The sequence below is a fragment of the Nocardia sp. NBC_00416 genome (assembly GCF_036032445.1).
GTDB lineage: Bacteria > Actinomycetota > Actinomycetes > Mycobacteriales > Mycobacteriaceae > Nocardia.
In genome coordinates this window covers 1,846,591-1,856,629 of the sequence record NZ_CP107932.1, presented here as the reverse complement: position 1 = coordinate 1,856,629, position 10,039 = coordinate 1,846,591, and the positions used below count along the sequence as shown (strand labels likewise).

Sequence of the window (10,039 nt, the reverse complement as noted above, 5' to 3'; positions counted from 1 at the left end):
GCAAGTTGATCCTCGGGATCCCGGTTCGATGAGCGCTGAAGCACTCCGTAGCGACTGCTCGCCGAACCGGGTCAGCGGCGTTCGTCCCGGATGGCCGACACCACTTCCGCGATGCTGTCGTTCAGCATCGCGGTGAGTTGTTTCGCCTCCACGGGCACGGCAACCGGCGAGGGCCCGAGGGTGATCGCGTAGCGGCCGTCGTCGTCGAGATCACGCCAGCGCATTCGGATCCGGAAGACCCCGCGCGGGCCGAACCGGGATATGCCCTGGCTGATCGTGATGATGCCCTCGCCGGTGGTCGGCGCCTCGAGGAACCCGGTCGTCTGTTCGTGGACGGTGTCGTCGAAGGAGTCGTGCACGACCGAGCGCCCGAAGCTGTAGTCCACATCGGGATTCCGGGAGTGACGCGCGAGCACGGTTTCGCCCCGGGTGCCCGCGGCAACCTCGGGAAGTTCGGCCGTGAGCGCCCCGGCCAGGTCCACCGGAGCGCATTCGGTGACGATATAGCCGCCGCTGTGCCACACCGTTTCTCCGGGAAGTTGTTTGAGCAGGTATCCGTCGTTCCCGCGGCGGACCGCGAGCAGCCGGATCTGACTGTCGGGGTCCTCCTCGTCCCGGCCCCATCCGTGAAGTTCGATGCGGATATCGGGTCGCGCCGCGATATCCACCACCCGATGGAAATCGGGATCCAGCGTCGTGCGCAGCCGCTCCCTGATCTCCCGCTTCTCGCGCTGGTAGTCGTAGTACAGCGGGGTCCGGCTGGTGAACACGAACGGCCCGGGCAGGATATCGGCCTGGGTGTCCTCCCAGGCGACGACGAACTCCAGGTCGGTGAATTTCCAGGTACGGGTCATTTCTCCACGACGGCCTTGGTGACGGTGCGCGCCTCGCCCATGGCTTCCTCCAGATGCTCCTTGGAGTTGAGGCCGGCTGGACGTTTGTGGTCTTTGTTCTGCTGTCCCTGATTACCGCCCGCGCCCGAACCGGGGGAGCCGGGCGTTCCGCCGCCCATCGGCATTCCCGAGGCGGGCATGCCCATGCGAGCTGCGGAGGAGGCCGCCGGTCCCGCGAGACTGGCCCGGGGGAACAGGCGGGCCGCTTCGGATTCCGCCCGGATCGAGGGAGCCGCCGGGCTCGAACCGCCACCGCCCACGCCCGCGCCGCCTCCTCGGGCGCCGCCGGGCCCGCTCGGTGCGCCGGAACGGGCGAGATCGCCGAGGCCGGGGATGTTCGGCATGGAGCGCATGGCGGCGTCCTGCGCCGCGGCCTGGGCTGCCTGCTGGGCAGCGGACCCCACACCACTCAGACCCTGTTGGGCGAGGCCGGCCAGTTGACCGAGCCCGTCCGCGCCGGATGCCGCCGGGCTCGTGAGAGCCGGGTCGTTCGCGCCGCCGCCCACCTGTGTGGGGTCTATACCGCTGGTGTCGTAGTCGACGGGCGTCGCCATCAGCGAGCGCGATGCGGCGTACGGATCGATCCCGCTGATGCTGGGTGCGGTGCCGCCGCCGATGCTGGGACTGAGGCCGCCGCCGCTGATGCTGGGACTGATGCCGCCAGGGCCGGTGCCGCCGGGTCCGGTGCCACCGGGGCCCGCAGCGCCATCCTTAGCGGTTTTCTTGTCGTCCCCTCCGGGCTTGCCGTCGGGTTTGTCAGTGGGTGGGCTCGGCAGTTCGGTCAACGCTGGAACAAACTGGGACGATCCCTGAACACCCGGAACATAGTTGTTTTCCATGTTCTGCCGGTATATGGCCAGGTTGCGCCGGTTCACCGACTTCTGTATATCGGAACTCCAGTAGTCGTTGTCCTCGCCTTCGAACTTGGGTGGTGTCCGGTCGGTGGGCATACCTTTGTGGGTATTCGCCAGCCACTGCGCGGTGTAATCCAGGTTCGCGCCGAACGACTGCATGCGTTTGGTCAGGTCAGTGGACTTACCGTGATAGTTCTTGACCGCACCTATCGCGGTATCGGCTCCTTCGCCTTTCCAGAGGGAGTCGGGCATCTTCGCCAGCCGCTCGGCGAAGCCGCCTACGGCCTCGTCTATTTCGTCGGCCATCCATTTCCACATTTTCCCGACGTAGATCACCGGGGTGGTCGCCTTCTTGGTGGTTTCACCGAGTTCGTAAAGGTCCCCCCAGGACTGGCTTTCGGGGTTCTCGGTGTTTGCGCCGAGCTCTAATCGCCACTGTTCAAGCGCCGCCGGTTGAGTCTGGTTGGATCCCAGGTATTCAGCCATCTTGTCCGAGATTGTCGCCGGTCGCACCAGTTCCTCGGGTCGGATCGGGATGCCGTCGTCAGGGTTTACCTTCATGTTCCGCGTGCCCCAAAGATCTGGCTCATCCTCCTTCTGGAGGTGGGTCTTCGGTGCCTTCAGTCCGGTGGCTTTCGGCGCCTTCTTGGAGAAACCTTCCGTGCCGTCCGCAGGCTTCACTTTGACGCGGTCGAAGTCTTTCTTCATGTCTTCGCGGGTTTGCTTATCGAATCCCCACGCCGAATCGAGTTCGGTATCGATGTACTTTTTGCCGGCTTCCTTGAACGCGTCCAGCATTCGGGTGAGCACCGCCTTATGGCTGCCCAGCACATCGTTCAGGCCGTCGAGAGTGTTGTTGAACTGAGTGGCAAGCATTCCACCGGAAGCCAACTGGCTCAGCGCGGTGAGGTTGAGGTCGTCCGTGTCGGTGGCGATCTTCTTCTGGACGCCCAGAATTCTGCTGATGGCTTCGGCGCATTCTTCGGCCGCTGTCTGTGCCGCGATCGGATCGAATACGAGATCACCGGCCGCCACCTGCTTCGCGACGTCCTTCCATGGATCGTCGTCCGTGGCCGGCGCGATCGCGCCGACGAGCGGGGTCGGCTTTCCGCCATCCGGGTCGTCTAGCATCCTCGCCTCCGACTACGTCCCCACGACAACCATAAGAAGTCGACCGCACCCATGTGTAGCTCCCGAAACCTCATCACTCAACCGTCACATCCTGACATGAACCGGCCCGCGGTGGCTCTCGCTTCTTCCCGTCAGTGGCAGGAGTGCGAGCAAGGCCAGGGGTCGGCGGGTCCGGTCACCGTAGAATTCCAGGGGAACAACGAGTGGACGAGGTGTGATGACAACAGCTACGTCGAGAAGCGGCTCGATCTCGGTGGAGACCACCGAGCAGGGCCTGCCGATCAAGATCGGGATCGAACCGGGCGAATTGCGTCGTGCGCCCGGAGATCTGGCCCGGGAGATCATGAGATTGTGCACACGGGCGGCCAACCGGGCGGGCCTGGCCCGCCGCGCGGAACTGGAAGCCGCCGGGATGAGCAGTGAGATGCTGGCGCTGACCGGCCTGCCGAAACCGGAGGACGTCGCACGCGACGAGTACGTCGAGGAAGCCGAATACGATTACGAACCGCAGAGCTGGTTGAGGTCGATATGAGCGAGGCGATGGATGCGCTGGAGGCGCGGGTGCACCGCCAGCTGAACATGATGCGCGACCTGGGAGATCGGCTCGCCGGGATCCGGGTGCGCGAGACCTCGCCCGACGGCGCGGTGACCGCCGAGGTCGACGGTAACGGCTCACTGTGCGATCTGGTTTTCACGGAGGCGATCTCGAAACTGTCGCCGAGTGAGTTCGAGTCGGTGGTGGTGGCCACCGCCGGGCGGGCCGCCCATCTGGCGATCGCCCGGCGCGGCGATCTGGTCGGCGCGTTCAATGCTGAACTCGCCGAATCGATGCCGGGCGGTGAGCCCGGCCACTGACCGCCCGGCGGCGGCCGGGCCCGGCTTCCCAATAGAGGCAAGCTTCTGTCTAGGGGGGAGTCATCGGGTTGGGTAGTTTTACATAGCGAATGTTCACTTCCCGGCCGTTAGGCGTTCTGATGACTGATATTGCAGCGGAATCCCACATCGTCCGCGGGTACGGCGATGCGTCGACTTCCATGGCGGTGGAGACGGCGACCGCCGGCGCCGCGAACCAGGCGGCGCTCATCGCGGCCGCTATCCCGGTGTTCGGCCTGATCGGTCAGGATTTCCTGGCGGCCTTCGCCTATGCCCAGGCCAATAATCTGATGTCGGTCAACGAGCTCGCCGCGGTACACGCCGGAACGGCGCTGACCTGCTATGAGGGTGCTACCGCCTACGAACTGACCGAATGCAGTACCGCCTCCGAATTCGGGGCAATCGGCAGACTGGCATGACCGGACCGATCGACGCGACCGTGCTGGACCTGCTGCGCAAGAGCGCGGCCGGTCCCGCCCTGGACCGGCCGGTCAACGATGTGCTGGCGGACTTGGGGCTCGGGCCGCTACCACAGTTGCCCGCGCAGATCGCGATGCCGGAACTTCCGCCCCTACCGGCGCTGGACCTGTCGCTGCTGACGAAGCCGATCACCGATCTGGCCAGTAGTTTCGGCACCGGACAGTTCGTCGCCGGCCAAGGCAACGATCCGTCCCAGGTGTTCTCGCAGATCTCCTCCGTACTGCAGACCTCGATGCAGCTGGGCTCGTCGGCGGTGCAGGTCGCGATGACGTTGTGGCAGGGCATGGCCGCGATGGAGGCGGCGAACAAGGCGAGCGCGGCGCAGCGCGACGGCGCCGCGATAGCCGGCCAGAGCGCCGGAACCGCCGCCGGCACAGCGACAGCGGCGACATCGGTGTTCACCGGATCCACCACCATGGCGGCGATCATGGCGCGCTACCTGGCCTCCGTGGCCGCCGCGGGCCCGTTCCTGCTGACCGGTATCGGTCAGGTGTTCCTGCTCTCGGCCACCACCGAAACCCTGGCCGAGGCGGCCGCGGTGACCGCCAAGACCCGGACGGAACTGGGCGTGGAGAGCGCCAAGATGATGGAGACGGGTGAGAAGGTACCGGTCACCAACGCGCCGGACGGCGTCGATCCCATGCAGATGGTGTCGCAGTTGATGCAGATCGTCCCGACACTGGTGAGTGCGGTCTCCTCGGGAGCGCAATCGGTCGCTCAGCTGCAGGAAACACTGAATCCGGTGAAGTCGATCGCGGACGGAGACCGCGCCGACTCCCCGGCCCGGGGCGGCATCGGTGGCGCGGGTTCGCCCGGCGCCCCCGTCGTGGGCGGAATCGGCGGCGGGATGGGCGGTGCGGGAGCGCCTGCCCAGCAACTCGCCCCATGGTCCGGAACCCGGGCCGCCGGCGGCAATCTCGGTGGGAGCGCAGCCACTGCGGGCAGCTCACCCGCCGCCATGACCAGCAGCAGCGCGAACCGCAACAGCGGGAACGCGATCCCGATGGGCGGCGGAATGGGCGGCGGCGCCGGGATGGCCAAGGGCGGTGATTCCACGACGGCCGACGGTGCGCGTGACCATCTGATCAACGCGGAGCACGGCAACGAGGTCGTCGGAGATATCGAAGGAGTGTCGTTGCCGGTCGTCGGCACGGCCGAGCGTGTGTCCGAACCGGTGAGCGGCGACTCCCCGGACAAAGCACTGACCCTCTGACAGGAGATCGGCATGGAATTCGATCCGCCCCAGGTCCGGCGGGCCGGCACCGAACTGGACGCGCTGGCCGGCCGGTTGGAAGACGCACTGCGGGCGAACCTGCCCGCGCTCGCCGTCGAACCGGCCGGTGTGGACGAGGTTTCGGTGCGTGCGGCCGACACCTTGCGTGCGGTGGCCTCCTCGTACGACGACGCCACCACCCGCGGTGTCCACGAGATCCGCAAGCTGGCCGCGGCCCTGCGTTCGCAGTCCGATCAGCTCGTCCGGATGGACGAGGACAACGTCGCGGGCTCGAGAGCAACGACCTAGCCGTGGAGCGGAAGAGATGATCGAACCGCCGGTCCCCGGTTTCACCGGCGTGATATGGGAGGCACGCCCAGCGGAGAAGCTCGCGCACGACCTGGCCACCGGTCCCGGTGTGCGGCCCATGGCCGAGGCGGGCACCGCATGGGCGCGGTTGGCCGCGGCATTCGGTGCGGCAGTGGTCGAATACGACCAGATCATGGCCCGGATGCGGGATTCGTGGCGGTCCACCGAGAGCGGCCCCGCGATCGACCGATTCACCACGCTGCGGGAATGGCTGGTGGACGCCGCCGCGGCCGCGGGACGCAACGCCTCGCTGGCCGGCGGTCAGGCGGTCGCCTATGAGATGGCGAGTCTGGCAATGCCGCATATGGCCGAGATCGCCGCCATGACAGCGGCGATTCGGAGTATGGAGCAGATCGGCGCGGCGCTCGGCGCCCCGCTCGTGGCGGCGGTGGCGGAGGTCGACGCCGAACAGCACATCGCCAAGGCGAACGCCGCCCGGGTCATGCACGGCTACGAGTCGGCCTCCACTTCGCTGGCACTGCCGTGGGAACAGGTGCATCCACCGCAGATCGTCTCGAGCGCGGCATTGGAGGCCGAGCAGAAGGCCGCTCCGGCGGCCCCGAGCCGGGCTGTGCCCGGTGGCGTACCGGCCATGATGGCGGGCACGGGTCTGGGTGTGCCCCGCGCGCCCCGATCCATCTCCGCGTATCAGGCCAGGGCTTACACCTCGTTGTCCACGGCCGCGGCGGAGCCGGTGCCCGTGCAGTCCTCCTCCGCGGCCGCGCAGTCGGAAGCGGGACGGATGGTTCCGGGCGGTATGACACCGTCGTCGGGAACCGCCGGCGTCGATCGCCCGGTGCGCGCCGGAATCGTCGACTCCGAGGACGGCGAGGTGATGGAGATCGAGGCCGGTATCCAGGCGGCCCCACCGGTGCTGGGCGCGGCCGAACCTTCCCATCATGCGGTCCCGGGAACGGGGTCGCCGTGACGCTGCCCTGGTGGGAGGGGGTGTTGTGACGACGTTGACCAATGACGGCCTGCTGGCCGTGACGGGTCTGCTGGGTGTGCAGACCCTGCCGTTGGTGCTCGGCGCCGGGCCCCAACAGGATTCGGCGGCCGCGTGGGCCGCCGCGCAGCGCGAGGCGCTGGCCGGGTTGCGGAGTTCGGGCCTGGTGGACAGCTATGACGAGGTCGACACCGATCTCGCCGCGGCCCTGCACGTCCTGTCCCAACCGGACCGTGAACTGGTGGCGCGGGTCCACACCGAGGCCGGAGTCCGGCGCGCGTGCCTGGCCCGCCGCGCCGAACGGCACGCGGTGGCGACCAGGGCCGGTGACGTCTTCGAGGTACGAACAACCTGGGCCGATGCGACGGGTACCGCGCTGGCGCGCCCGCTGCTCGATGTGCTCGGCGCCTGCCCGCCCGCGGCGACAGCGAGTTTCAGCGCTCCCGTGGCGGCGCTGCGGGAACGTCTCGACGGCGCCACCGATTCCAGCGAGTACACCCAGGCCCTCTATGACCTCGGGGTCGAGGAGCGGACGGCGATCGAGTTCGGTCTCGCTTTGTCCACCTGCACCGCGTATTCCGAAATCGTCGCCTACGCCCACGGCGAGGGTGTCACCCACCGATCCGCGGGAGCCGTCGTGGTGTACGACACCGCGCGCGGGCGGCTGGTCGCCAGCCCCGGTACCGCACCGGACCACCAGGTCTGGTCGACATTCACGCCTGGTTCCGATCACCGGATAGCCCAGGCGGTTTCCGCTCTCGTCCACTCGCTGCCGGTAGGAGGGTGGATGTCGTAGGCCAGGCGATTGCCGGGGCCGATCACGCGGAGACGCGGACGGGTCCGTCGGCGGCGAAATCAGTAGCTCCCGAGGCGCTGACCCACCGTCTCATCATCTCGAGATCCTCGGATCTCGGCACGAACACAACCTCACGAAAGGAATCCAGTAATGGCGACACAGGGTGTTGATCTCGATATCGAGCTGGTCAAGAAAGCGACCGGCGAGATGTATCAGGCCATCGAGAATCTGCGGCTGTCGGTGAAGGCCGTGGATTCGGCCGGCGATGCCGCCCGCGCGGGCTGGAAGGGTTCGGCGAACGCCTCGTTCGTCACCACCTCGCGGGACTGGAGCGACGAGTCCGACAAGCTGAACAAGAAGCTCGACGACCTGACCCAGGAGACCGAGAAAGCCACCCAGGCGATTCTCGGTATGGACGAGGACGACTTCATCCCCGGCGGCGGCTACACCAGCCTCTGATCCGGCCGCCGGCCTCTTCAGCTATCCGCTTCACCGAAAAGGAATTGGAATATGAGCGACGACAGGATTCTCTACGACCGGCCCACGATGGAGGCGCTGTTCGACGCGCTGAACACCGAGGGCAGCAAGATCCAGGGTGAGATCGAGGCCCTGGGCACCGCCAAGGACAACTTCCTCGCGGCCATGGCCAGCGAGGGCGCGCAGGAAGGATTCCAGGGGGCTCACCGTGCGGTGAACACCGAACTGGAGGACACCCTGCACAAGCTGGACCAGCTCGCCATCGCGGTCGAGAACGCGCTGCATCGCGCGCTGCAGACCGATAAGAAGATCGGCGACGGGTTCGCGGCTTTCAGCTGAAGGCCGGTTCGAACACTGCGCGAACGGTCGGCCGGATCAGGATCCGGCCGACCGTTTTCGTATGACTTCCGTTCCTTCGTCGACCGGGTGCGGAACCTGCGTGGGTCGGCGAGGAACTCATCGGGCACGAGCCGGCTCAGCCGGTCCTGCCGTACAGATAGTCGTCCACCGGGAAGCGGACGGCTTCACGATGTGCGCTGACCGTGCTGGTCGGGCGGAGTAGCGCGGCCTCGCCGTGCTGGTTGAAGTAGTAGCTGCGGGCAGTGGCGCAGTCACCGCCGTAGAACACCGAGGAACCGAGTTTGTCGGTGACCCGGTCGAGGAACTCGGTGTTGGCGTGTTCGCTGACCTCGAATGTGGTCTCACCGCGGCGCGACATCTCTCCGAAGAGCCGGCCCATATGCTTCATCTGCGCCTCGATGGTGGTGAAGTAGGACAGCCCGCTGTAGGAATAGGGGCTGTTGAGGCTCAGGAAATTCGGGAACTTCGGTACCGTGATGCCCTCGTAGGCCTGGAAACGGTTGTCCCGCCAGAACTTTCCGAGATCGACCCCGTCGCGGCCGATGATCTCGATGGCCGGGAAGTTCACATCCCACAGGTTGAAGCCGGTGGCCAGGATCAGGGTATCGATCTCGGTTTTCGTACCGTCGCCGGTGACGATGCCGTCCGGCTCGATCCGTTCGATGCCGCCGGTCTCCAAACGCACGTGCGGTTCGTTGAAGGTGGTGAAGTAACGGTTGGAGAAGGTGGGGCGTTTGCAGCCGAAATCGTAGTCGGGGGTGAGTCGTTCGCGGGTGTGCTTATCGCGCACCTGCGCGCGGAGATGAGCCTTGGCCAGCAGGGCCGCCGCCTTGTTCAACGGTTTGGCCTGTTTGTAGTGCAGGACGCCGATCACCATGAGCGCTTCCAGCGCGGTGGTGTTGGCCAGCCGGGCGGCCTTCTGGGCGGCCGGCACCCGGGCGAACAGCCGCTGGACCGCGGGCGGGATCGGCATATCGACCTTGGGGACCACCCAGATCGGGGTGCGCTGGAAAACGGTGAGCTCCCGGGCCCGCGCGGCGACCTCGGGTACGAGTTGGACGCTGGTGGCGCCGGTGCCGACGATCGCGACCCGGCGGTCGGTGAGGTCGTGGCTGTCGTCCCAGGCCGTGGTGTGGATGATCTTGCCGGCGAAGGTGTCGATACCGGGGAACGGCGGGGTGTAGGGCTGGGAGAGGAACCCGGTCGCGGTCAGCAGGTACCGGGCGGTGATCGTTTCACCGCCGGCGAGCGTGACCACCCAGTGCTGGTGCTCGGCGTCCCAGCGGGCGCTGTCGACGGAGGTGTCGAAGCGCATCCGCTCGCGTAGTCCGTACTTGTCGGCGACGTGGTCGGCGTACTTCTTCAGTTCCGCGCCCGGTGCGAACAGGCGCGACCAGTTCGGGTTGGGTTCGAAGGAATAGGAGTAGGTCACCGAGGCGATATCGACGGCCAGACCGGGGTAGCGATTGACGTGCCAGGTGCCCCCGAGGTCCGATTCGCGTTCGAGGATCACATAATTGTGCAGGCCGAGGCGGTCGAGCTGGATACCCGCACCCATACCGCCGAATCCCGCACCGACCACGACCGCGTCGTATCGAGGTGCCACGCCGAACCTCCTGCTGCTGTGCTGAACGAACTGTATTTCTG

General features: G+C 66.8%; 12 protein-coding genes. 9 read left to right on the top strand and 3 right to left on the bottom strand.

Translation table 11 applies throughout. The features are described from left to right. Window positions 1-71: 71 nt before the first annotated feature. The gene (locus OG804_RS08255; protein ID WP_328395542.1) at window positions 72-854 is read right to left on the bottom strand and encodes an ESX secretion-associated protein EspG; all 783 of its coding nucleotides are present in this window, start codon (window positions 852-854) and stop codon (window positions 72-74) included. After that, complete coding sequence (locus OG804_RS08250) at window positions 851-2,878, bottom strand: hypothetical protein (protein WP_328395540.1); 2,028 nt, start codon at window positions 2,876-2,878, stop codon at window positions 851-853. Before OG804_RS08250 ends, OG804_RS08255 begins: the two co-directional genes overlap by 4 nt. Before the next feature lie 217 nt (window positions 2,879-3,095). Here OG804_RS08250 and OG804_RS08245 point away from each other — a divergent pair, with 217 nt between their 5' ends. The 9 genes from OG804_RS08245 to OG804_RS08205 all read left to right on the top strand — a co-directional run bounded on the left by OG804_RS08245 (window position 3,096) and on the right by OG804_RS08205 (window position 8,371). Then, entirely contained in the window at window positions 3,096-3,410 is a 315-nt protein-coding gene (locus OG804_RS08245) for a hypothetical protein (protein ID WP_328395538.1), read from the top strand. Continuing rightward, window positions 3,407-3,733, top strand: coding sequence for a YbaB/EbfC family nucleoid-associated protein (locus OG804_RS08240; RefSeq protein ID WP_328395536.1), 327 nt, complete (start codon window positions 3,407-3,409; stop codon window positions 3,731-3,733). Before OG804_RS08245 ends, OG804_RS08240 begins: the two co-directional genes overlap by 4 nt. A 119-nt stretch (window positions 3,734-3,852) precedes the next feature. Continuing rightward, window positions 3,853-4,170 carry a hypothetical protein gene (locus tag OG804_RS08235; RefSeq protein WP_328395534.1) on the top strand — a complete coding sequence of 106 codons (318 nt, stop codon included), beginning with the start codon at window positions 3,853-3,855 and terminating at the stop codon, window positions 4,168-4,170. Further along, window positions 4,167-5,444 carry a hypothetical protein gene (locus tag OG804_RS08230; RefSeq protein WP_328395532.1) on the top strand — a complete coding sequence of 426 codons (1,278 nt, stop codon included), beginning with the start codon at window positions 4,167-4,169 and terminating at the stop codon, window positions 5,442-5,444. Before OG804_RS08235 ends, OG804_RS08230 begins: the two co-directional genes overlap by 4 nt. A gap of 12 nt (window positions 5,445-5,456) precedes the next feature. Further along, complete coding sequence (locus OG804_RS08225; RefSeq protein WP_328395530.1) at window positions 5,457-5,753, top strand: PE family protein; 297 nt, start codon at window positions 5,457-5,459, stop codon at window positions 5,751-5,753. A 16-nt stretch (window positions 5,754-5,769) separates the two neighbouring features. Further along, window positions 5,770-6,741, top strand: a complete 972-nt coding sequence (locus OG804_RS08220; protein ID WP_328395528.1) for a PPE domain-containing protein — start codon at window positions 5,770-5,772, stop codon at window positions 6,739-6,741. Window positions 6,742-6,766: 25 nt separating this feature from the next. Beyond that, the gene (locus OG804_RS08215; protein WP_328395526.1) at window positions 6,767-7,555 is read left to right on the top strand and encodes an ESX secretion-associated protein EspG; all 789 of its coding nucleotides are present in this window, start codon (window positions 6,767-6,769) and stop codon (window positions 7,553-7,555) included. Window positions 7,556-7,705: 150 nt separating this feature from the next. Further along, window positions 7,706-8,014 (top strand): WXG100 family type VII secretion target, encoded by a 309-nt coding sequence (locus OG804_RS08210; protein ID WP_328395524.1) that lies wholly within the window; start codon window positions 7,706-7,708, stop codon window positions 8,012-8,014. A gap of 51 nt (window positions 8,015-8,065) precedes the next feature. Continuing rightward, window positions 8,066-8,371 (top strand): type VII secretion protein EsxR, encoded by a 306-nt coding sequence (locus OG804_RS08205; protein ID WP_328395522.1) that lies wholly within the window; start codon window positions 8,066-8,068, stop codon window positions 8,369-8,371. 136 nt (window positions 8,372-8,507) lie between these two features. Here the strand turns inward: OG804_RS08205 and OG804_RS08200 are convergent, their stop codons facing one another. After that, entirely contained in the window at window positions 8,508-9,998 is a 1,491-nt protein-coding gene (locus OG804_RS08200; protein WP_328395520.1) for a flavin-containing monooxygenase, read from the bottom strand. Window positions 9,999-10,039 lie beyond the last annotated feature (41 nt).